General features: G+C 69.8%; 19 protein-coding genes and 1 pseudogene. 12 read left to right on the forward strand and 8 right to left on the reverse strand.

The features are described from left to right. Position 1: 1 nt before the first annotated feature. On the reverse strand, positions 2–796 hold the full coding sequence (locus tag ABD164_RS12420) for a lysophospholipid acyltransferase family protein (RefSeq protein ID WP_344296559.1): 795 nt from the start codon (positions 794–796) through the stop codon (positions 2–4). A 107-nt stretch (positions 797–903) separates the two neighbouring features. Between ABD164_RS12420 and ABD164_RS12425 the strand changes: the two are divergent. The 3 genes and pseudogenes from ABD164_RS12425 (at position 904) to ABD164_RS12435 (ending at position 4,090) form a co-directional block, all read left to right on the forward strand. Beyond that, positions 904–1,859: pseudogene (locus ABD164_RS12425) on the forward strand (GlxA family transcriptional regulator). Between the two features lie 130 nt (positions 1,860–1,989). After that, complete coding sequence (gene gap / locus ABD164_RS12430) at positions 1,990–2,988, forward strand: type I glyceraldehyde-3-phosphate dehydrogenase (protein ID WP_344296561.1); 999 nt, start codon at positions 1,990–1,992, stop codon at positions 2,986–2,988. Between the two features lie 142 nt (positions 2,989–3,130). Beyond that, positions 3,131–4,090, forward strand: a complete 960-nt coding sequence (locus ABD164_RS12435; RefSeq protein ID WP_344296562.1) for a DMT family transporter — start codon at positions 3,131–3,133, stop codon at positions 4,088–4,090. Positions 4,091–4,114: 24 nt separating this feature from the next. On the opposite strand, the gene ABD164_RS12440 is transcribed toward ABD164_RS12435, so the two are convergent. After that, on the reverse strand, positions 4,115–5,239 hold the full coding sequence (locus tag ABD164_RS12440) for an epoxide hydrolase family protein (RefSeq protein ID WP_344296564.1): 1,125 nt from the start codon (positions 5,237–5,239) through the stop codon (positions 4,115–4,117). Between the two features lie 140 nt (positions 5,240–5,379). Next, positions 5,380–6,447: an NAD(P)H-dependent flavin oxidoreductase gene (locus ABD164_RS12445; RefSeq protein WP_344296566.1), complete on the reverse strand. Its 1,068-nt coding sequence runs from the start codon at positions 6,445–6,447 to the stop codon at positions 5,380–5,382. A gap of 113 nt (positions 6,448–6,560) precedes the next feature. Between ABD164_RS12445 and ABD164_RS12450 the strand changes: the two genes are divergently transcribed. The 4 genes from ABD164_RS12450 (at position 6,561) to ABD164_RS12465 (ending at position 12,558) form a co-directional block, all read left to right on the forward strand. Beyond that, positions 6,561–7,115: a dihydrofolate reductase family protein gene (locus ABD164_RS12450; protein ID WP_344296568.1), complete on the forward strand. Its 555-nt coding sequence runs from the start codon at positions 6,561–6,563 to the stop codon at positions 7,113–7,115. A gap of 219 nt (positions 7,116–7,334) precedes the next feature. Continuing rightward, positions 7,335–8,693 carry an MFS transporter gene (locus ABD164_RS12455; RefSeq protein ID WP_344296569.1) on the forward strand — a complete coding sequence of 453 codons (1,359 nt, stop codon included), beginning with the start codon at positions 7,335–7,337 and terminating at the stop codon, positions 8,691–8,693. A 59-nt stretch (positions 8,694–8,752) separates the two neighbouring features. Then, a complete protein-coding gene (locus tag ABD164_RS12460; RefSeq protein ID WP_344296571.1) occupies positions 8,753–10,492 on the forward strand; it encodes an aminotransferase class V-fold PLP-dependent enzyme in 1,740 nt (579 codons plus the stop codon). A gap of 260 nt (positions 10,493–10,752) precedes the next feature. Next, a complete protein-coding gene (locus tag ABD164_RS12465) occupies positions 10,753–12,558 on the forward strand; it encodes an LVIVD repeat-containing protein (RefSeq protein WP_344296572.1) in 1,806 nt (601 codons plus the stop codon). A 101-nt stretch (positions 12,559–12,659) separates the two neighbouring features. Here ABD164_RS12465 and ABD164_RS12470 read toward each other — a convergent pair whose 3' ends face one another. The 3 genes from ABD164_RS12470 to ABD164_RS12480 form a co-directional block, all read right to left on the reverse strand. Further along, positions 12,660–13,352, reverse strand: a complete 693-nt coding sequence (locus ABD164_RS12470) for a DUF305 domain-containing protein (RefSeq protein WP_344296573.1) — start codon at positions 13,350–13,352, stop codon at positions 12,660–12,662. Positions 13,353–13,489: 137 nt separating this feature from the next. Further along, positions 13,490–14,593 carry a ThuA domain-containing protein gene (locus ABD164_RS12475; protein ID WP_344296574.1) on the reverse strand — a complete coding sequence of 368 codons (1,104 nt, stop codon included), beginning with the start codon at positions 14,591–14,593 and terminating at the stop codon, positions 13,490–13,492. A 256-nt stretch (positions 14,594–14,849) separates the two neighbouring features. Next, entirely contained in the window at positions 14,850–15,551 is a 702-nt protein-coding gene (locus ABD164_RS12480; protein WP_344296576.1) for a hypothetical protein, read from the reverse strand. 154 nt (positions 15,552–15,705) lie between these two features. Here ABD164_RS12480 and ABD164_RS12485 point away from each other — a divergent pair, with 154 nt between their 5' ends. After that, a complete protein-coding gene (locus tag ABD164_RS12485; protein ID WP_344296578.1) occupies positions 15,706–16,437 on the forward strand; it encodes an RNA polymerase sigma factor in 732 nt (243 codons plus the stop codon). Beyond that, complete coding sequence (locus tag ABD164_RS12490) at positions 16,434–16,721, forward strand: hypothetical protein (protein ID WP_344296579.1); 288 nt, start codon at positions 16,434–16,436, stop codon at positions 16,719–16,721. Before ABD164_RS12485 ends, ABD164_RS12490 begins: the two co-directional genes overlap by 4 nt. 15 nt (positions 16,722–16,736) lie before the next feature. Here the strand turns inward: ABD164_RS12490 and ABD164_RS12495 are convergent, their stop codons facing one another. Beyond that, a complete protein-coding gene (locus ABD164_RS12495; RefSeq protein ID WP_344296581.1) occupies positions 16,737–17,189 on the reverse strand; it encodes a hypothetical protein in 453 nt (150 codons plus the stop codon). A gap of 284 nt (positions 17,190–17,473) precedes the next feature. Between ABD164_RS12495 and ABD164_RS12500 the strand changes: the two genes are divergently transcribed. The 3 genes from ABD164_RS12500 to ABD164_RS12510 all read left to right on the forward strand — a co-directional run bounded on the left by ABD164_RS12500 (position 17,474) and on the right by ABD164_RS12510 (position 21,011). Then, positions 17,474–18,694 (forward strand): hypothetical protein, encoded by a 1,221-nt coding sequence (locus ABD164_RS12500; RefSeq protein ID WP_344296584.1) that lies wholly within the window; start codon positions 17,474–17,476, stop codon positions 18,692–18,694. Between the two features lie 69 nt (positions 18,695–18,763). Further along, entirely contained in the window at positions 18,764–20,116 is a 1,353-nt protein-coding gene (locus tag ABD164_RS12505; protein ID WP_344296586.1) for a hypothetical protein, read from the forward strand. A 463-nt stretch (positions 20,117–20,579) separates the two neighbouring features. Then, positions 20,580–21,011, forward strand: a complete 432-nt coding sequence (locus tag ABD164_RS12510; protein WP_344296588.1) for a DUF1761 domain-containing protein — start codon at positions 20,580–20,582, stop codon at positions 21,009–21,011. A 15-nt stretch (positions 21,012–21,026) separates the two neighbouring features. On the opposite strand, the gene ABD164_RS12515 is transcribed toward ABD164_RS12510, so the two are convergent. Beyond that, on the reverse strand, positions 21,027–22,430 hold the full coding sequence (locus ABD164_RS12515; RefSeq protein WP_344296590.1) for a VOC family protein: 1,404 nt from the start codon (positions 22,428–22,430) through the stop codon (positions 21,027–21,029). Positions 22,431–22,502: the final 72 nt, after the last annotated feature.

Below are 22,502 nucleotides of genomic sequence, written 5' to 3' on the forward strand. Positions count from 1 at the left end.
ATCAGTCGGCGGATGCCTCGCGCTCAGCGTCGCGCGCGGCCGTACGCGCCGCGTCACGGGCGGCATCCGCGGCCGCGGCCTCTGCCGGCGTCGGCGCCGTGCCGCCGAGATGGCGGGGCTGCCACCACTGGCCGGTGCCGTCCACGGGGTAGTCGCGCTGGAGCCGATCGACCAGCTGCTGCATCCGCTCGCGCAGCTCGTCGGTCGCAGCGCGCACGTCGGCGGCCGCCTCGGGGCGCAGCGGCGTACCGAACGCGAACGACACCGGCACGCCGAAGCGTTCGCCGAAATGAATCTTGTGCCGCTTGGTCATGAGCCGTTGACCGCCCCATACGGCGACGGGGATGACCGGGACCCCGGCCTCGGCAGCGAGGCGCACCGCGCCGGTCTTCAGCTCGCGCACCGTGAACGACGCACTCACCCCTGCCTCGGGGAACACGCCGATGATCTCGCCGTCGCGCAGCGCCTGCACGGCGGCGGCATAGGCGGCGGCGCCGGCCTTCATGTCGACGGCGATGTGCCGCATTCCGCGCATGAGCCAGCCGACCACGGGCTTCTCGAACACCGACTGCTTCGCCATGAACCGCACCCGCCGGCGCGTGGCGAGCCATGTGACCCACTCGACGAGGGCGAACTCGAGATAGCCGAAGTGCGTCATCGCGAGCACCGCGCCGCCGGTCGCCGGGATGTTGTCGGCACCGATGACCGAGCGCCTGAGTCGCAGCCCGCCGAACAGTACCCGACCCGCGGCGATCGCCGTGCTGTAGATCGGCTCGGAGGCGCGGCGGGGGCTCATGGGCTCAGCGTAGGGGCGGCGGCTGTACGCGGGCTGCGGGGTGCATGTGGCGCAGCTGGCGGTATCTTTGCGGAGGTAAGAGATCGTGCCACGCATCGGGAGGCCGCATGTCTCGCAGGAACCATCGCGTCGCGGTGCTCGTGCTCGAGGGCGCGAAGCCGCTCGACGTCGGCATCCCCGCGCAGGTGTTCAGCACCCGGCAGAGCATGCCCTACGAGGTCCGCGCCTGTGGCGCGGCTCCGGGCTCGTCACGGGCGGCGACGGCCTCGCGTATTCCGTCGACGACGGGCTCGAGGCACTCGAGTGGGCAGAGACGGTGTTCATTCCGGGCTACCGGCACCCCGATCGCGAAGACCCGCCGTCGCCGGTGATCCAGGCGCTGCGCGCGGCGCACGAGCGCGGTGCCCGCCTCGCGGCGATCTCGACCGGCGCGTTCGCGCTCGCCGCGACGGGGCTGCTCGATGGCCGCCGCGCCACGACGCACTGGCACTACACGAGGGCGCTCGCCGCGAGGCATCCGCTCGTTCGCGTCGACGAGAACGTGCTGTTCGTCGACGAGGGGGCCGTGCTCACCTCGGCGGGAGCGGCATCGGGCATCGACCTGTGCCTGCACCTCGTGCGCCGCGACCACGGCGTCGGCCTGTCGAACCACGTCGCGCGCCGGCTCGTGGCGGCGCCCTACCGCAGCGGCGGGCAGGCGCAGTACGTGCCGCGCAGCGTGCCCGAGCCGCTCGGCGAGGTGTTCGCCACGACGCGCGAGTGGGCGCTCGCCCGGCTCGAAGACCGGCTGACGCTGGGTGACCTGGCCCGGCACGCCAACGTCTCGCCGCGCACGTTCTCGCGCCGATTCGTGGAGGACACCGGCTACACGCCGATGCAGTGGGTGCTGCGCGCCCGCGTCGACCTCGCCCGTGAGCTGCTCGAGCGAAGCGACCTCGGCGTCGAGCAGATCGCCGCGCTCGTCGGCCTCGGTACCGGTGCGAATCTGCGGCTGCACTTCCACCGCATCCTCGGCACGTCGCCGACCGAGTACCGGCACACGTTCGTGCAGCCGGGTGAGTGAGGCCGCCGCCCCTCCGCCGCCCGACTGAGTGCCGGCGTGTGGCGTGATCCTTGCGAACACTGTCGTCACGGTCACTGTCGCGGCATCCGTCGGCGGGCGAAGCTCGACGGGAATGAAAGGAACTCCCCCAATGACTCGCATCGCCGTCAACGGATTCGGCCGCATCGGCCGCAACGTGCTCCGCGCCCTGCTCGAGCGCGACTCCGACCTCGAGGTCGTCGCCGTGAACGACCTCACCGACCCGAAGGCGCTCGCGCAACTGCTGCGCTACGACAGCTCGGCCGGCCGGCTCGGCCGCCCCGTCGAGGTCGATGGCGACACCCTCGTGGTCGACGGCCGCCGCATCACGGTGCTCGCCGAGCGCGACCCCGCGAGCCTGCCCTGGGCCGAGCTCGAGGTCGACCTCGTGCTCGAATCGACCGGCCGCTTCACGTCGGCCGAGGCCGCCCGCGCCCACCTCGACGCCGGCGCGAAGAAGGTGCTCGTGAGCGCGCCCGCCGACGGCGCCGACGTCACCCTCGCGTTCGGCGTGAACACCGACGCCTACGACCCCGCCGCCCACACGATCATCTCGAACGCCTCGTGCACGACGAACGCGCTCGCCCCGCTCGCGAAGGTGCTCGACGACCTCGCCGGCATCGAGCACGGCTTCATGACGACCGTGCACGCGTACACGCAGGAGCAGAACCTGCAGGACGGCCCCCACCGCGACCCGCGCCGGGCGCGCGCTGCCGGCGTGAACATCGTGCCGACGACCACCGGTGCAGCCAAGGCGATCGGCCTCGTGCTGCCCGGCCTCGACGGCAAGCTCTCGGGCGACTCGATCCGCGTGCCCGTGCCGGTCGGCTCGATCGTCGAGCTCAACACGACCGTCTCGCGCGAGGTCACCGCCGAGCAGGTTCGCGAGGCCTACCGCGCCGCGGCCGAGGGCCCGCTCGCCGGCGTGCTCGAGTACTCCGAAGACCCGCTCGTCTCGTCGGACATCACCGGCAACCCGGCCTCGTCGATCTTCGACGCCGCGCTCACCCGCGTCGATGGAAAACACGTCAAGGTCGTCGCCTGGTACGACAACGAGTGGGGCTTCTCGAACCGCGTGATCGACACGCTCGAACTGCTCGCCGCCGGCTGAGTACTCCTTCGTCGAACAGGCGAGCGGATGCCGCAGCGCAGTGTCGCGGCATCCGCTCGCCGCCCTCGTGGTTGGCGGGAATTCGCGTGCACTCGGCAGCCGCACGTCAGCCGCCGTCGGTGGTGGCCAGCAGAATGAACACGTGACTCGACGTGGGCTGATCCTGTTCGCCGCGCTCGGCATCGCCTGGGGCATCCCCTACCTGTTCATCAAGATCGCGGTGAGCGAGCTCGAGCCGGCCATGGTGGTGCTCGCGCGGGCGGGCCTCGCGGCGCTGCTGCTGCTGCCGCTGGCGTTCTTCCGTCGCGAGGTGGCCCAGGTCGTGCGTCGGTGGAAGCCGATGCTCGCGTACACGATCGTCGAGATCATCTTGCCGTGGTACTTCCTGAGCGCCGCCGAGCAGCGCCTGCCGAGCTCGACCGCGGGCCTGCTGCTCGCCACGGTGCCGCTCGCCGGCGTGGGCATCGCGTTCGCGATGGGCCGGCCCGAGCGGCTCTCTCGGGCGAACTGGCTCGGCATCGCGCTCGGCATGCTGGGTGTCGCCGCGCTCGTCGGCCTCGACATCGCGGGCTCCGACCTGATCGCCGTCGCGCAGATGGCGGTCGTCGTCGTCGGCTACGCGCTCGGCCCGGCGATCCTCGCGCGGTGGATGTCCGACCTGCCCGGCGTCGGCGTCGTCGCGGTATCGCTGGCCGCCACGGCAGTCGTCTACGTGCCCTTCGTGCTGCTCACGGGCGGCTGGCCCACGGCGCTGCCGTCACAGGCGGTCATCGTGTCGATCGTCGTGCTCGCCGTGGTCTGCAGCGCGCTCGCGTTCCTGCTCATGGTGGCGCTCATCTCAGAGATCGGGCCGGTCAAGGCCACCGCGATCACCTACGTCAATCCCGCCGTCGCGATCATCGCCGGTGTCGCCGTGCTCGGCGAGCGCATCACCGTGTGGACGATCGTCGGCTTCGTGCTTGTGCTCGCCGGCTCGTTCCTGGTGACCCGCCGTCAGCGTGTGCCAGTTGCCGCTGAGGGGCCCGAAGAGGCGTGCGCCGAGCAGGGTGCGGCCGCGAGTGAGGGGCAGGGCGCCGAGACGGCCGCGGTCGACTCGAAGTAGCGCCGCCGCGACGGCGACGGGCGCTCAGCTCAGCGAGTTCACGAACTCCCGTACCCGCGCAGCCAGCTCGTCGGGAACCTCGCCGGCCGCGAAGTGCCCGCCCTCGTCGAGGCGGTCGAAGACCCGCACGTCGAGGTAGTGCCGACGCGCGAGTGTCTCGGGGTACTCGGCCTCGTGCCGTTGGATGACCACCGCCGCCGGCACCGAGGTGGGCGGGATCGGGTCGGGCTCGTCAGCGCCGTCGTAGTACGGGCGGAACGACGACCCGATCGACTGCGTCACCCAGTAGATCATCGCCTCGGTGAGGATGCGCTCGCGCGAGATGCGCCGCTCGACCGCCGCGGGATCGCCCGACGGCGTGTCGCTCCACTCGACGAGCTTCTCGGCGATCCACGCGAGCAGCGCGGCGGGCGAGTCGTTGAGGCCGACGGCGAGTGTGTCGGGGCGGGTGCCCTGCACGTGCCCATAGGCACCGTCGGGGCCTTGCCGGGCGCCGAGGTCGTCGAAGAAGGCGCGCTCTGCGGCATCGGTGAGTGCCTCGCGCTCATCGCCCGTCGGGAAGTGCGCGTGCGTCGCGACGATGCCGGCGACCTGCTCGGGGTAGCGGGCGGCGATGAGGTCGCTCACGTTCGCCGTGACATCTTCGCCATAGGTGACGAAGCGCTCGTAGCCGAGCACGTCGGTCATGAGCGCGTGCATCGTCGCAGCCATCCTCGTCTCGGACATGGGGCCATCGGCATACGGCGAGGAGAACGCGAATCCGGGCAGGCTCGCGACCACGACGTGGAAGTCGGGCAAGCGGTCGGCGAAGTCGAGCTGCAGCGCGAACGTGTGCGGCCAGCCGTGCATCACGAGCAATGCCGGAGCATCGGCGCGCCCCGATCGCAGGTGTGCGAAGTGCACGTCGGCATCGCCGATGCGCGCGATGAACTGCGGATGCGCGTTGAGCCAGGCCTCGCGGGCGCGCCAGTCCCAGTCGATCCAGGTGTCGACGAGCTCGCGCAGGTATGCGGCGGACATGCCCGAAGCCGGCTTGCGTGGCGAGTCGTCGAGCAGCCGAGTGCGCTCGAGTCGGGTGCGCAGGTCGTCGAGCACCTCATCGGCAACGTGAAGGTCGAACGGCCGGATCTCAGCGATCGTCGCAGTCATGGTCACGACGCTAGGGGTTGCCTCCGACACTGCACCCCGCCCAATGAAGTGCGCTCAACTCAGTGGTGCAGGAAGAACTGCGTGACACGCCGACCCGCGCCGGGCGCCGCCCGGCGCGTCGCCCGAAAGTTCCTGCATCCTCAGCGTGCGAGCCCGGCCGCGAGTTCCTCGAACACCTCGCGCACGTCGTCGTGCACCGCGAGCGGCGCCGACTGCCCCATCCACAGCGACTGCAGGTCGGCACGGCCCTGCCGAATGGCCTCGACACGGAACCCGCCCGTCATCCAGTTCTGCACGGGGAACGGCGCGATCACCCCGCTCGCCTCGATCTCGCTGACGGCGCGGTTGCGCGCGCCGCGCGCGAGTCGGCCGCTCATCGCTCGGGTGAGCACGGTCTCGTGCGCGGCGGTCGCGCCGATCGCGTCACGATGCCCGTCGTTGGTCGCCGACTGCCGCGTGCGCAGGAACGCGGTGCCCACCTGCACTCCCGCGGCGCCGAGTGCCAGGGCGGCCGCGACGCCCCGCCGGTCGGCGATTCCGCCGGCGGCGATCACCGGCACCGAGACCGCGTCGACGACCTGGGGGATCAGCGAGATCGACCCCACGAGCGACTGCTCGGGCTGCCGCAGGAACGACACCCGGTGCCCGCCGGCCTCGAGCCCCGTGGCGACGATCGCGTCGACACCGCTCGCGTCGAGCGCGACGGCCTCGTCGACCGACGTCGCCGTTCCCAAGAGACGGATGCCCCGTGCTCGCGCACTCTCGACCACCTCGGCCGACGGCACGCCGAAGACGAAGCTCGCCACCGCGGGCCGCGCCTCGAGCACGGCCTGCCACTGCTCCTCGAACGAGGGCAGGTACCGTTCCGGCGGCTCTGTCGGCACCGGCACGCCGACCTCGTCGAAGAATGGTCGCAACGCGTCGCCGGTCGCCTCGAAGTCTCCGGCCGCGAGCGGGGCGTCGGTCGGGTCATCCGTCAGCGGCAGCCAGACATTGAGGTTGAACGGCCGGCCCGTGGCCGCGCGGATCGCTACCGCCGTCTCGGCGATGCGGCTCGCGTCGTACCCGTAGAGTCCGTATGAGCCGAGCCCGCCGAGCTCACTCACCGCAGCGGTCAGCTCGACCGACGACAGCCCCCCGAACGGGCCGAGCACGATCGGGTGGTCGATGCCCAGCATCGACGTGAGGTCGGTGGTTCGATTCGTCATGTCAGTCCTCCAAGCTCCACAGTTTTCCACGCTCATGTCGATCCGACCCCATCCCTGTTCGACGCCACAATGAGAGGCGGAGAGACCGGCTCGGGAGAACACAGGAGATCGTCATGCGCACGCTCATCGTCACCGAATTCATCACCCTCGACGGCGTCGTCGACTCGCCCGGTGGCGGCGACCACCCGCGCGCCGGCTGGACCTTCAAGGAGGTCGACTTCGTCGAGGAGGCCTACGAGATCAAGGGTCGCGAGCAGCTCGAGGCCGAGGCCATGCTCATCGGCCGGGTCAGCTACGACGAGTTCGCCCCGGTCTGGCCGACCATGGAGGACGAGTTCGCCGAGTACAACGCCATGCCGAAGTATGTCGTCTCCACCACGCTGAACGATCCCGAGTGGAACAACACGTCGGTGCTCAGGTCGATCGACGAGGTCGCGCAGCTCAAGCAGGGCGACGGCGGCCCGATCATCGTGCACGGCAGCGCGACCCTTGCCCAAGCGCTGGGCGAAGCCGGACTCGTCGACCGCTACCACCTGCTCGTCTTCCCTGTTGTGCTCGGCGAGGGCAAGCGCCTCTTCAGCGGTCGCGAGGCCGGCAAGCTGGCGCTCGTCGAGCACGAGGCCTATTCGAATGGGGTCGTCAAGGCGATCTACGACGTCGTGCGGTGAGCACCGCGTCCGCGGGACCCTTCCAGAATCCGAATGACCGTTCCCCCTCATCGAATGAGGGGGAACTTTCATGTGCAGAAAGACGGATGTCGCCAAGGCCGGCGGCACCGATCTCGAAGACGTTCGGCACACGTGTCGATTTCGCCCGACCTGATTCGACGCATGAGTAGAGGCACCTGCTTCTGAGGCATCCGTTCCACTGGGCAAAGGACCAACATCATGTCAACTCCCCGGGCACTTCGGCCGCTGCGTAACCCGGCCTACCGTTGGCTCGCCGCGGCACTCGTGTCGTCGATGGTGGGCACCGGCATCTGGATGGTCGCGCTGGTCTGGCAGATCGTCGCGATCGGCGGCGGTGCGGCCGAGCTGTCGCTGGTCGCCGGCGCTTCGGCGATCGGCATGCTGCTGACGACCCTGCTCGGCGGCGCACTGGCCGACCGCATTCCGCAGCGGCGCATCCTGCTCGTGGTCGAGGTCGTCCGCGCCGCGAGCGTCGGCTTCGTCGCGCTGACGTCGCTGACCGGTGGCCTGGCGGTGTGGCAGCTCGTGGCCGTCGCCCTGGTCGGCGGCGTGATGGCCGGCCTGTACTACCCGGCCTACTCGGCACTGCTGCCGAGCGTCGTGCCCGAAGACCAGTTGCTCGCTGCGAACGGATTCGAAGGCATGGCCCGGCCGGTGCTCATGCAGGCCGGGGGCCCGGCGCTCGCGAGCGCGCTCATCGCGATCTCGTCGCCCGGGGCCGCGCTCGCCGTGACCGCGCTCACCGGGGTCGTCGCGGCGGCGTGCATCCTGAAGCTCCCCGTGATGCCGCTGCGCGGAGCGCAGGCGACCGCCGACCAGGCGACCGCCGAGCAGGCGACCGCCGAGCAGTCGGAGACCGCCGAGCAGCGGCATCCGACCGCCTCACTGTTCGCCGACGTGCGCGAGGGCTTCGTCTACATGGTGCGCACGCCGTGGCTGCTGGGCACCCTGACGTTCGCGTCGTTGCTGATTCTGCTGATCATGGGGCCGTTCGAGGTGCTCGTGCCGTTCGTGATCAAAGACGTCGCCGGCGGCGGCCCCGAGCAGCACGCGCTGATCCTCGCGGCGTTCGGCATCGGCGGTGCAGTCGGATCGATGGTCGTCGCCTCGCTCAGGCTGCCGCGCCGCTACCTGACCGTGATGAACCTGCTGTGGGCATTCGGATGCCTCCCGCTCGCCGTATTCGGACTCACCGACCAGATCTGGGTCATGGCGATCGCCGCCTTCGCCGTCGGTGCCGCGTTCAACGGCGGCGTGGTGATCTGGGGCACGCTGCTGCAGCGCCGGGTTCCGGCGAACATGCTCGGCCGCGTCTCGAGCCTCGACTTCTTCGTCTCGCTCGCGTTCATGCCCGTGTCGATGGCCTTCGCGGGCCCGGCGGGCGAGTCGCTCGGACTGCCGGTCGTGTTCCTCATCGCCGGCATCGCACCGCTCGTGATCGGAATCGTCGCGATCATCGCGGCACGGATGACCCGCGACGAGGTCGCCCACCCGCTCGACGCGGATCAGGCCGAGGCCGACGAGGCCGATGAGCCGGTCGGCGAACTCGTCGCGTGAGCCCGCCGGCGCCGCTCTCACGGTGGCCGCACGCAACCACGAGGAGTACCCTCCCGCGTGTGGACATCGTGGACATCGAAGTCATAGGCCGGGCGCCGTTGCTGGGGCGCATCCGCGAGTCGGTCATCGGTGACGACCAGGTCATGCCGGGGCCGTACGGCCCGCGCCGCGTCACGTACGCCGACTACACGGCGTCGGGCCGCGCGCTGAGCTTCATCGAGGACTTCATTCGCGACGAGGTGCTTCCCCGCTACGCGAACACGCACACCGAGTCGAGCGGTACCGGGCTGCAGACGACGCGGCTGCGCGAAGATGCCCGGGCGATCATCAGGGACGCGGTCGGGGGCGACGACGACACGGTCGTCATCTTCACCGGGTCGGGCAGCACGGGCGCGATCGACAAGCTGGTCGGGATGCTGGGACTGCGCGTTCCGGCGCAGCTCGAAGACACGTTCCACCTCGGCGAGGGCATCCCGGCGGCGCAGCGGCCGGTCGTGTTCATCGGGCCGTTCGAACACCACTCGAACGAGCTGCCGTGGCGCGAGTCGATCGCCGACGTGGTCGTCATCCCGCAGGATGCCGACGGGCACATCGACCGCGACGTGCTCGAGGCCGAGCTGATCGGGCACGCCGAGCGGCCGCTGAAGATCGGCTCGTTCTCTGCGGCGAGCAACGTCACCGGCATCGTGAGCGACACCCCGGGCATCTCGGCGCTGCTGCACGCGCACGGTGCCCTGTCGTTCTGGGACTTCGCCGCGGCCGCGCCCTACGTCGACATCGAGATGTACCACGGCCCCGCCGAGGCGGCGCTGGCGTCGGGCGAGTACAAGGACGCGATCTTCCTCAGCCCGCACAAGTTCATCGGCGGCCCGAGCACTCCCGGGGTGCTTGTGCTACGGCGCGAACTCGCGCGCAATCGAGTGCCCGATGTGCCCGGCGGCGGCACCGTGCTCTACGTCAACCCGACCGAGCACCGCTACCTCGACGACGTCGCGCAGCGCGAGGAGGGTGGCACGCCCGCGATCGTCGAGGCGATCCGCACCGGGCTCGTGTTCGGGCTGAAGGAGGCGGTCGGGGTCGAGACGATCCGCGCCCTCGAGCATGACTTCGTGCGCAGGGCGATCGCGGCCTGGCACGACGAGCCTGCGATCGAGGTGCTCGGCAACCTCGACGCCGAGCGGCTCTCGATCGTGTCGTTCGTCGTGCGGGCGCCGAGCGGAAGGTACCTGCACCACAACTTCGTCGTCGCGTTGCTGAACGACCTGTTCGGCATCCAGTCGCGCGGCGGATGCTCGTGCGCGGGCCCCTACGGCCATCAGCTGCTCGGCATCGACCTCGAGCGCTCGCACGAGTTCGAGCGCGAGATCGCGCGTGGCTGCGAGGGCATCAAGCCGGGGTGGGTGCGCATCAACTTCAACTACTTCATCTCGCCGGCCGTGTTCGACTACCTCGTCGAGGCGGTGCGGCTCGTCGCCCGCGAGGGCTGGCGGCTGCTGCCCGATTACGTCTTCGAGCCCGAGACCGGACTGTGGAAGCATCGCCGCGGCCCGTCCGAGCCTCCGCTGCGGCTGAGCCAGCTTGCGTACGACGACGAAGGCCGACTCTCGTACCCCCACCACGACGACCGGGCGCCCGAGTCGGCGCTGCGCGGCTACCTCGCCGAGGCCGAGGCGCGGTTCGCCCTCGCCGCGGGCCCGGCCGATCGCGAGGCATCTGTCGAGGGCGCCCTGCCCGGCCTCTCCGACGACTTCGAGCACCTGCGATGGTTCGACCTTCCAGTGGAGTGCCTCACGCGATGAGCCGACCTCGCGCCGCGTCGCGATGAGATCGGCGGATGCCCCGGCGCGAGGCGGGACATCCGGCTCGCATTCCGGCTGCTGGAGTGCCGAACGGCCGCCATGCCGAGGTTCTGGGGAACGGATTGCTGCGGTCTGCCCCCAGTTGTGGGTACGTTGGTGTTCGAGATCGGCCTCCAGGGGCCGCGAGCCGCACGAGGTTGTGCCGCCCGCCCATCGGAGGGCTTCGATCGCCGGAGAAGCGAGAAGAGAGGGAACCACCGATGAGATCCATCCAACGTCCCGTGCGATGGCGCAGACGCGCACTCGCCGCAGCCGGAGCACTCGTGCTCGGCGCCTCCCTGGTGACCGCCACCGCGGCCTCCGCCCAAGACGACCCGCGCGAGAACCTGCCACCGGGGTACCTCGACGACGTGAGCGTCGCGACGAGCAACCTCGAGCTGCTCTCGACCACGCCGCGCGTCGCCCCGTTCGATGCGCCTCCCGGCAACTTCGGCTTCGTCAACTCCGACCTCGCGTTCAGCGGCGACAACGCCATCGTGGGCAGCTTCAACGGCTTCCAGGTCTATGACGTCTCCGATGCCTCGGCGCCGAGCCTGCGCTCGTCGTTCGTGTGTCCGGGTGGTCAGGGTGACGTGTCGGTCTTCGGCGACCTGCTGTTCATGTCGGTCGAAGAGAACCGTGGCCGCATCGACTGCGGCACGCAGGGTGCACCGGGGCCTGTGAACCTCGAGCGATTCCGCGGCGTGCGCATCTTCGACATCAGCGACATCGACAACCCGGTGCAGCTGCCGGGCGTGCAGACCTGTCGCGGATCGCACACGCACACGCTCGTGACCGACCCCGCCGACCCCGACAACATCTACATCTACAACTCGGGCACGTCGAGCGTGCGTTCGGCGCTCGAGCTCGCGGGCTGTGAGAACGCCGCGCTGACGACTGACCCGGTCACCGCGGGCAATCCGACGCAGTGGCGCATCGATGTCATCCAGGTGCCGCTTGCGGCACCCGAGACGGCCGCAGTCGTCAGCCAGCCGAGGATCTTCACCGACCCCGAGACGGGCGCGTTCAACGGGCTGCAGAACACCCTGCCGGGATCGGCGCTGCACCCGAGCGGAACGTTCTACAGTCCCACGCCCAACACGAACACGTGTCACGACATCACCGCCTTCCCCGAGATCGGGCTGATGGCGGGTGCGTGCCAGGGCAACGGCATCCTCGTCGACATCTCCGACCCGGTGAACCCGGTGCGCATCGACGCGGTCTCCGACCCGAACTTCTCGTACTGGCACTCGGCGACGTTCAACAACGACGGCACCAAGGTCATCTTCACCGACGAGTGGGGCGGCGGCACGCAGCCTCGCTGCCGGGTGACCGACCAGCCCGAGTGGGGCGCGGACGCGCTGTTCGACATCGTCGACGGCAAGATGGAGTTCGCGAGCTACTACAAGCTGCCGGCAGTGCAGACGTCGCAGGAGAACTGCGTGGCGCACAACGGGTCGATCATCCCGGTGCCCGGCCGCGACATCATGGTGCAGGCCTGGTACCAGGGGGGTGTGTCGGTGATCGACTTCACCGACACGGCGAACCCGACCGAGATCGCGTTCCTCGACCGCGGTCCGATCAACACGCCGAACCCGACCGGTCTGAACCTCGGCGGCTACTGGTCGACGTACTGGTACAACGGCAACGTGCTCGGCAGTGAGATCGCGCGGGGCTTCGACACCTTGGCGCTCACCGCGAGCGACCAGATGTCGGTGAACGAGATCGCCGCCGCCGGCGAGATCGAGCTCGACGAGTTCAACGCGCAGCTGCAGTCGATGCTCGTGCACGCGCCGAGCTTCGCTGTGGCACGGTCGTTCGTCGACCAGGCCGAGCGTGCGGGCACCCTGACCGGTGCGGCGCTTGAAGAGGTGCGCATGCACATCGACAAGGCCGAGAAGCTCGCCGATGGCCCGGCCGCAGGCAGCGCCGTCGCAGCACAGCTCGACAACGCCGCCCGCAAGTCCGGGGCAGCGGCCGATTCCGACCTCGTGCAGGCGCTGAACGCCCTGGCCGGAACCTTCTGATGATGCGGTGAGGCGGCCGATCGCCCGGCCGCCTCACCACCGACGAACGTGCCCGGCGGTCGCTGACCGCCGGGCACGTTCGTGTCAGGATCAGGTGGCGATCAGCCGCTGCGCTCGGCGAGCATCTGCTGCATGCGGGCGATCTCGATGCTCTGGTCGGATTCGACCCCACGCGCGAACTGGTCGATCTCGGATTCGTTGCCGCCGCCCGCGGCATAGAGTTCGCCGACCATCTGCAACGCCCCCTGGTGGTGGTGGATCATGGACTGCAGGAACAGCCGGTCGAACTCCGCTCCCGTGGCCGCCTCGAGGTCGGCGAGCTGCGCGTCGGTGAGCATGCCGGGCATCGTGTCGCCGTCGTGCCCGTGGCCTGATTCCTCGTTCACCGGGATGAAGCGGTCTTGCAGCCACCGCGTCATCGTCGTCATCTCGTCTTCCTGGCTGATGCGCATGCGTTCGGCGAGCAGTCGGATGTCGCGGTCATCGGTGCGGTCGTCGACGTACCCGGTCATCACGAGCGCCTGGTCGTGGTGGCTCATCATGTCGAGCATGAACTCCGAGTCGGCCTCGACGAACTTCGGACCCTCGAGCTGCTTCGCCGCATCCTCGGGCGACAGGGTCTCGTTCGGCTCACCTGGCGCTCCGAGTTGCACGACCGGACTCGTCGGCGCGGGCGGCTCAGGCGCCGATGTCGTGCAGCCGGCCAAGCCGAGCGACAGCACGAGCGCCGATGAGAGTCCGAGGGTCCCGAGCCTGAGGGTACCGAGCCCGGGGGGTCGCCGCATCGCCGTCATCGATACCTCGTCTTCGTTGAAGGGCACAAGCGCGTTCGCACTCCCCATCTAACTCGAATCGGTCGTGCATTGAAACCGAAGAAGACAGAACGGGCCCCGCCATGCTGCGGGGCCCGATCTGCATCACGATCTCGGCATCAGCCGACGAGCGCCTGCTGCCATTCGATGAGGTCGCCGATCTTCTCGACGAGCGTGTCGTCCTGGATGCCGTGCGCCTTGCCCTCGGCCTGCGTGAGCACTCCGATCGCGGCCGCGTGGTCGCCGGCGTCGGCGGCCGTCTCGGCAGCCTCCAGGTACGCCGCGACGTCGCCACCGAGCTGTCCGACGCGCACGGATCCGTCGTCGAGCCCGGTGAGGAGCGCGTCGACCTCGTTGAACGTCACGCAGTCTCCGCCGCCGGTCACGAGGCCCGCGGTCCATTCGATTCCGCCGAGGATGTGCTCGAGGAAGATCGGGTCGGACCACGAGGCATCCGTGTGACCTGCACCCTCGTACCAGGAGCGCCCACCTTCGAAGTTGTGGCACCAGGCGAGCGGGTGGTCTTCGCCCATCGCGCCGCTGCCGGGGTTGTACGTCGACTCGTCGAGCGTGATGAGCACGTGCACGTCGTCGCGCGGGTTGGTGGTGAAGTTGTACCACTCGTCGAAGCGCACCCACTCGGCCGGCAGCATCGTCGTCGACGGATGGCCCGGGCTCTCGACGCGCATGGTGGCGGTCTGCTGCGCGGGGTGGTTGCGGAAGCGGGCGCTGCCGCCGGTCAGCTCGCTGTACCACGGCACGGTGTGCATCGAGTCGGTCGCGGCGTGCAGGCCGACGTAGCCGCCGCCGCCGCGGATGTACCCCTGGAACGCCGCGAGCTCGGTGTCGTTGAGCAGCCGCGGGCGGTTGGGGTCGAGGTTGTTCGTCGCGTCGACCGGTGAGGCGAAGATGATCGTCGCGTACTTCGACAGGTCGGCCGCGGTCGTGAACGGCGAGCTCGCGAGCGTGAGGGCGGGCTGGCCGGGCGAGTTGCCCTGGGGCGGATCCCAGACGTCGACGCTGAACCCGTTCTCTTCACCGAGCGCGATGATCGCGTTCGTCGTGTCGTCGATGTGCGAGTGGCGGAAACCGAGCGTCTCGCCGACCACGAGCACTTCGTAGTCGTCGTCGGCGGCGATCGCGGGGGCTGCGACCAGCCCCAGACTGAGCGTGACACCGAGGGCGCAGACTCCGGTGATGACGCGTTTGGTGGATTGCTTCATTGCAAATGCTCCCCTTCGAGCTGGACCGTTACGGAGGCCGGCTGAGGCGGTGAGGCAATAAGTTGCCACATCCGACATATTAGGCAAGCACGACACTATTGCGAAGTGTCGGCAGATGTCAATGGATGAGAGACGTTACTTGCAAGTGGAGAAATCTGCTTTTGCGTGGAGGTCGACGTAAGTCGGTGGAAGACGTAAGTCTGTACGAAACGGATGTCCCGGCACGAGGCCGGGACATCCGTTGTGGCCGCTGGTCTCAGAACTGCTTCTTGAACTGTGCGATCACTCCGGCGCTGAGCACGTCGGCCATGTGAGCCATGTGTGCTTGGGCCTCGTCGAACGTGCTGATGGCGGCCTCGTAGTCAGCACCGAGGAAGGCGGCTGCGTAGGCGGTCGTCTGGTCGATGTGAGTGGCCATCATCTCGCGCATGTCCTGCTGCGGCCACGCCGGGTTTGCCGCGGCGAGGAAGTCGGCGATGTCGCGGGCATTGGCATGCCAGTCGGCGAGCGCCGCCTGCAGCGCCGCGGTGTCGCCCGACTTCGCCGCGGTGAGCACGGGGACAGCCTGGGTGATGTGCGTCTGCAGCAGTTCGGTGAGCTGGGCCGCGGCATCGTCACCGTAGAACGGCGCGAACGCGTCGCCGATATCGGCCTGATTGCGCAGCAGCCGGGTGATGGTGGCATCGAGCGCGGGCGAGTCCTCGGCGAACGCGACCACGGTCGACCAGGTCCAGGCCATGTGCTGGTCCCACAGCGTGCGCATGGCGACGTGAAGCTGCGTCTCGGCAGAAGCGGGCTTCGGCTTGATGGCCGTCACGGAGTGGGAGTGCGCCGCGGTGGGTGCTGATTCGGCATTGGCGCTGAGGCTGGTCGCGGCGAGCAGGCCGCCGGCGAGCGCCACCGCGGCCGCGACCGACACGGCCGAAACGCGGAATGCCGCCTTGCGTTGGATGTGCATGATGATCCTTCCGGTTGGGAGTCTGTGCCCAGCTGCGGGCCCTGAGGGACTGATCTCGCACAGTTGGTGGCGCGTCGACCACGATGTCTTACCGAAGTGAGGGAACCTTTTCGTTCTCGGTAAGATGTGGCGAGCTCGGCGACACCAACTTCGCATGGGCGACGTGGAGACCCTCATCGTCGAGTACCGGCATCCGATCAGCCGGCACGACGATGCGGCCGCCCGGCACGACGACGCGGCCGGCCGGCACGACGACGCGGCACCGCCCGACGCGGAGTGGGTCACGCGACTCTCAGCCACGGGGCGCGTGCGCGCCGTCGCGGTCGGGCACCTCCACGAGCTGATGCTGCGCGCAGCCGGGCACCAGGTCGGGCGCATGCCCGAGGCCGGCCGGCTCGGGGCGGCTCGACGCGCCGAGATCGTGCATTCGGCGGCCGATGCGGCGACGGTTTCGGTGCTGTCTCGTCTGGAATCGTTCGAGGGCCGCAGCAGGTTCACGACATGGGCGTACAAGTTCGCGATCCTGCACGCGGGCGTCGAGGTGCGGCGTGCTGCGTGGCGCGACCGCGAGGTGCCCCTGCGTGAGGTGCCCGAGGTGCCCGACGGACGCGATGCCGCGATGTCGTCGCCCGAGGCCTACGTCGAAGTCCGCGAACTCGCCGAGGCGGTGCGCGAGGGCATCGGTGCGGCGTTGACGCCGCACCAGCGCCGCATCATGATCGCGGTGCTGATCGACGAAGTGCCGATCGACGTGTTGGCTGAGCGGCTCGAAACGACGCGAGGCGCCCTGTACAAGACACTGCACGACGGCCGTCAACGCCTGCGCGCGTTCCTGTCGGAGCGTGGATTCATGTCGGCCCGAGGGCCGAAGGAGGTGGACTCATGACCGAAGACACTGTGCTGAGCCGCGAGACGATCGCCCGCCTGACGCTGAACACCGAGCCGTGGCTCTCGTGTGACGCGTGCTTCGAGCAGGTCGACGTCGCCCTCGAGGCGCTGTTCGGGTCGAGCGTTCCGCCGGTGGCGGAGTTGCGGGCTCATCTGCGTGGATGCGCGACGTGCCATGAAGAGGCGCAGTCGCTCGCGGCGCTGGTCGCCGATCAGTACGACATGGCGGCTTCTGTGGCGGTCGCACGCCTCGACATTGCGATCACGACCGCGGGTGCGTAGGTCGGCTCGCGTGACTCAGGCGTGGGTCGACCGCAGCTCGACCGCGCGCCGCAGTCGGTCGTCGTCGAGGCCGAGCAACTCGAACGTCTGGCGAAGCGCGGCAGCAGCATCGGGATGCCACCCTTCGAGGCAGTCGGCCAGCCGCAGCCCCTCGCTCATCACGTCGCCCACCGACGCCAGCAACGACCTCGTCGCCGACACCGGCAACGTGACGGCTCCGTCTGAGATCGAGGTGCCGGCGACCTCGCCCACCTCGACGACGTAGAGCAGCGAACCGCCGAGCGCGGCACGTTCGGGCACGCACAGTACCGCTGCCCCGTCGGCGTCGCCGAACACGTCACCCGCGACGCCGGCGCTCGCCAGGTAGGCGTCGACCTCTCCGTCTGATGCAACGATGCGCATGATCTCGGGGTAGTCGGCATCGGTGATCTCGATCGTCGCTTCGAGCCCGGTCGCTTCTTCGGTCATCTCGGTCGCTCCCTCCGGCAGACGAATCCACCCCAGACGTTGCGGAATCTACTCTCAGCGTCGCGGCGCGGCAATGGTTCAGCCGATCACGGACTCGCGCATGGGCGATCCGTCGGCACCATCGAAGTTGTGCCATGCCGGGGCGCGGGGCTGCGTCGCTCGCCGAGACGGCTTAGCATCGGACGTGCGTGGGGTGCCCCGCCCGGCGCATCCGAAGATTGAGCCCGCGAATGCCACCGTCAGGTCTGCCGACTCGACGGTCCCTCCGCCCCCCAGGAGCCCGGTTGAGCGCTATCGCCGACGACGCGCAGAGCGCGCACAAGTCCACCTTCATCGTGCCGCCGGCCGGGGGCGAGCCCACGGCCGATGGCCATGAGGAAGTCCCCGTCGGCGCGCATGCGCGGCCCGTCGATGTTCCGGCGATCGTGAGGTTGCGGCATCCGTCGCCCGAGCGACGCCGGTACTTTCTCAGCAGCTTCGAGCCGAGCGGCGACTTCGACGCCGTCATCGTGGCCGTCACCGATGACGGGCGCCGACGGTACTTCACGACCCGTGACGGCGCGAGCCTGACCGAGGTCGACGAGGTCTCGTTCGAGCGCAGGCGCGAGAGCGGAACACGCTCGATGCTCGAGCTCGATGAACGTGAGCTCGGCGAGCTCGAGGTCGAGCTGGATTTCGTGCGACCGGTGCGCGGCCGCGATCCGATCGCGGAGGCGGATGCCGCAGCCGAAGCGGAGTCAGACGACGCGGCCGCAGCCGTCGATGACGAAGCGACCCACCCCGAAGAGACCGACCCCGATCCCGACCCCGAAGACGACCCGCCTCCGCACCGCGCGACCTTCGTTCCGGTCGAGGTCGAGGTCGCGGTCGAGCAGGCTCGAGCGGAATCCGAAGAGCACGAGGAGTTCGACGACGTGGATGACCCGGTGACCGAGGAGTTCGAGGCGATCGTGATGGAGTCGACGACGCACACGTTCGAGGGCGCCGGTGCAGCGGCATCCGATCTGATCGACGCGACGGATGCCGCGCCCGAACCTGCGGCGACACCGATGTCGGCCACCGAGGCGATCAGCCAGGTCGCACTGGCGAAGGGCATCGCGTTCGTCGCGCACCGCGGCCAGATCGACCGCAGCGGACTGCCCTACATCGACCATCCCGGGCGGATCGCCGAGCGGTTCGATGCGGCGAGCGAGCCCGTTGCGGCTGCGGCCGCCTGGCTGCACGACGTGCTCGAGGACTCCGATGTCACCGCACAGGAGCTGTTCGAGGCAGGAGTGCTGCCCGTCGTGACCGACGTCGTGCAGTTGCTGACGCGCACGCCCGACATCTCGCCCGACGAGTACTACGCGCGCATTCGCCGCGACCCGGTCGCCCGCCGCGTGAAGCTCGCCGACATCGACGACAACACCGCCCGCTGGCGTCTGCGCCGCCTCGACTACGAGACACAGCTGCGCTTGGTCGAGAAGTACCGCTACGCGCGCCAGGCTCTCACCGGCGACGCCTGACCGCGCCGCGCCCGCTCGCGCAAGCCTTCTCACAGCAGCGGCGGGCGCAGCGCCCATAAGATCGAAGCTATGGCCGGATTCTGGGGCAAGCGCAAACGCGATCAACAAGAACTGCAAGCGCAGGATGCCGACCTCGCCCAGCGGGCCGGCACCGCCCTGGTCGCCGCCGACGAGCGCGTGCGCGTCACCACCGACGAGCTCGTCTTCGCCGACGCCGAGCTCGGGACCGACGCGACCCGCGAGCTGCGCGAGGCGCTCACCGCGGTGCGGCAGCACATGGGCGACGCCTTTCGGCTGCACCAGCTCAACCACGACGAGATTCCCGACACCGCTGACGAGCTGCGCACCCGCAACGGGCGCATCGTGCAGCTGTGCGATTGGGCGCAAGACCTGCTCGACGAGCGCACGTCGGCGCTCGCCGAGCGCATCGCGCGGGCGCGGCGGGCTCCCGAGATCATCGCCGGTGTGCGAGCGGATGCCGCACGCCTGCGTACCCGCATCCCGCAAGCTCGTGACACCATCGAGCGGCTGGCCGCCCGCTATGCGCAAGAGGCGCTCGCCCAGGTGGCGTCGAACCCCGCCGAGGCCGATCAGCTGCTCGGATTCGCCGAGCACAGCGCGGGAGTGGCCGAGCGCCGGCGCGAGGCCGGGCAGCGCGAGCAGGCCAATCTCGCGCTCGAGGCGTCGACCGAGTCGGTGCGCAGGGCGGCGGCCCTGCTCGACGCGGTCGAGACCTTCGAGGTCGAGTCGCTGCGGGCCGAGTCGACGTTGGCGGCGATCGTTGAAGACTCGCGTGGCGACCTCGTGGTGGCGCTCAAGGAGCCGCACTCGCCCGGGGTCTCGGCCGCGATCACCGCACTGCAGGCTGCGCTTGCCGCGCTTCCGCCGGCCGGAGTCAACCCCGACCCCTTCGCCCAGCTGACCCGGCTGCGCGAGGCGAACGCCGGGCTCGATGCCGCGATCGCCGCGGCCCGCGAGCGCGCAGCGCGTCCGATCCCGCCGCTCGAGCATGTGCGCCACGCCATCGACGACGCCGACCGGCAGCTCGCCGTAGCCCGCGACGTCATCGCCGGGCACCGCGGCTGGATCGGCGCCGACGCCCGCACCCGGCTGGCGGAGTCCGAGCGCATCCGCATCGACCTCGACCGGTTCCTCGGCACGTCCGCGGCGGCTGCGACCGCCATCCACGAAGATCACCGCGAGCAGGCGATGCAGATGGCCCGGCGGGCCGCGTACCTCGCGGCCGAGGCCCTGCAGCTTGCGCAGCGCGACATCGACAACTCCCGACCGCAGGATCCCGGGCAGTGGGGCGGCGGCCCGGGTTGGGGCGGCGGCGGTCGCCGCGGCGGGGGATCCGACGTCATGGGCGGCATCTTGGGCGGCCTCGTCATCGGCGGCCTGCTCGACGGCATGTTCGACTGACGTCTCGGCGCTGGGCGGCACCCGCGATAAGCCGGGTGCCGGGTGCCGGTGCCGGGTGCCGGGCAGTCCTCAGATCGTCACTCTCCTCTGCACGCGACGGGTGGTCGGATTCCGAACACGGTGCCCAAGTGCCCTTGTGCCCTTGTGCCCTTGTGCCCTTGTGCCCTTGTGCCCTTGTGCCCTTGTGCCCTTGTGCCCTTGTGCCCTTGTGCCCAAGGTGCCCTTGTGCCCAAGGTGCCCTTGTGCCCAAGGTGCCCTTGTGCCCAAGTGCCCAGTGCCTCATTGGTTATGACCAGACACCTGCGCGCATCCCGGGCAGGGTCGCGGCCTGCGACGCGTGCTGGAGCGGCGGCAACGGCGCTGCGGCGTGCTGCCCCCGCCGAGGTCGCAGTGGGAGTACGCTCTCGCGCAGCGACAGCGCATCGCGGCGATGGGCCGCTGCGGCCACTGCAAGGAGGCAGAGATGGTTCCCGAGATCAACTACTGGGCGGTACTGCTGGCGACGGCGTCGAGCATGGTCGTCGGATCGATCTGGTACGCGCGAGGCGTTTTCGGCAGCCGGTGGGCGAAGCTCGCGAACGTCGACCTGGATCGCCCGGGCGCGAGCGCGGTGATGCCGATCGTCGTGACCGTGATCGTGAGTTTCGTCACGGCGTGGGTGCTCGCGGGCGCCTCGACGATCGCCTGGCACTTCTACGGCGGCGGCTACCTGTTGGCGGCACTCTTCACAGCCCTCATCCTCTGGGCGGGGTTCACCGCGGCGAGGTTCATCACCCACGATGCCTTCGAGGGTCGCCCGTTGGCGCTCACGGTGCTCAACATCGCGAGCGAACTCGTGACGCTCGTCGTCATGGGCATCATCATCGGTGTCTGGCCTCCGGCGGGAACCGTCTGACGTGGCCTCCGGGCGTCAGTGATCGTCGCGGTCGGGCCAGATGGCGATGTCGACCTTGTTTCCCGCAGGGTCGGCGAGGGTCCACCACCCGCGATCATCTGAGTCGGCGATCCGCCCGCCGGCAGCGAGCGCGGCATCGACGCGCGCCCGTCCGACGGCCCGGGGCACCGAGACGTCGATGTGGAACGCATGCCGCAGTTGCTTGTCGGCAGCAAGTTGCTGAAACCACAGGCTCGGCCCGCGGCCCTGCAGGTCGACCAGGTCTTCGGGCCCGAGCTCGGCGTACCCGAACAGTTCGCGCCAGAACGGGCGCACGTCGTCGTCAGGTTTCGACGCGATCGCGATCTGCAACGTCTGCACCTGCGACGGGTCGGACTCGGCGCCGACCTCGTGCGCGAGCGCCGAGATGCGCCTTGCAAGGTCGAGGTCGGCGTCGACGAGTTCGATTGGGTTGCGGGCGAGCCGAACGGCGATGCCGTCGGCGCGCAGGTCGAGGTGCAGGCGATCCGCCCCGTCGAGCTCGGTGAGCAGAGCGGCGAGCTCGGCGCTGCGCGCGAGCGATTCGGTGGCGAACCAGGCGGTCGGCCCCCAGAAGAGCACCGGCCAGTCGACGAGATCGGATGACTCGCGGAACGCCTCGAACATGACCTCGCCCCGCTCGAGCTCGGCACGCCCGGCGATGACGGCTCGGCTGGTGTCGACGGCTGGCGATGCCGGCCGGCCGAACGCGAGATCCGCGGCGCCGGCACCATCGGCCCCGAGCCGCAGCGCGTCGTCCGCACCCACCGGCAGGTCGGGCCAGGCGACGAGGTCGACCTTGTTGCCCGCGGCATCCGCACACGTCCAGTACCGCACGGCTGCGCCGTCGGAGGCGACGCGACCACCAGCGGCGATCGCCGCGGCCAGCCGTCGACCCGCGAGCTCGCGAGGCACGGCCACGTCGAGGTGCATTGCGTGCCGCAACGGCTTCTCGGGATCGAGCGGCTGGAACCACACCGACGGCCCGCGACCATGCGGATCGACGAGGTCGTCGCTCACGTGATCGACATACCCGAGCACCGCCCGCCAGAACGGCCGCACCTCGTCGACCGGCAGCCGGGTCGCGATCGCGATCTGCATGTCTTGGGTGAGGTCCGGGCGTGGGGCGAGCCCGTGCTCACGAGCGAGCGCCGAGACCGCTCGGGCCCGATCGGCCACGCCGTCGCCGTCGGCGAGGTCGAGCAGGTCGCCATGCAGTCGCACGATCACCCCGCTCGGCCGCACGTCGATGAGCGGCGGATGCTGCGCGACCACATCGAGCGCCGCGACGGCGACGGCGAACTCGACGCCGGCACCTACCGACTCGGTGGCGAAGTGCGCGATCGGCCCGCAATACAGCACCCGCCAGTCACCGACGCCGCTCGCGGCATGAAATGCCACCCGATGCTCCGCACCCATTGGGCTCCCTTCCCGATGCGACGACCTTCCCGATGCGACGACGATAGCGCCGCG

Origin of the sequence: Agromyces neolithicus (assembly GCF_039529735.1) — a bacterium.
Taxonomy (GTDB): domain Bacteria; phylum Actinomycetota; class Actinomycetes; order Actinomycetales; family Microbacteriaceae; genus Agromyces; species Agromyces neolithicus.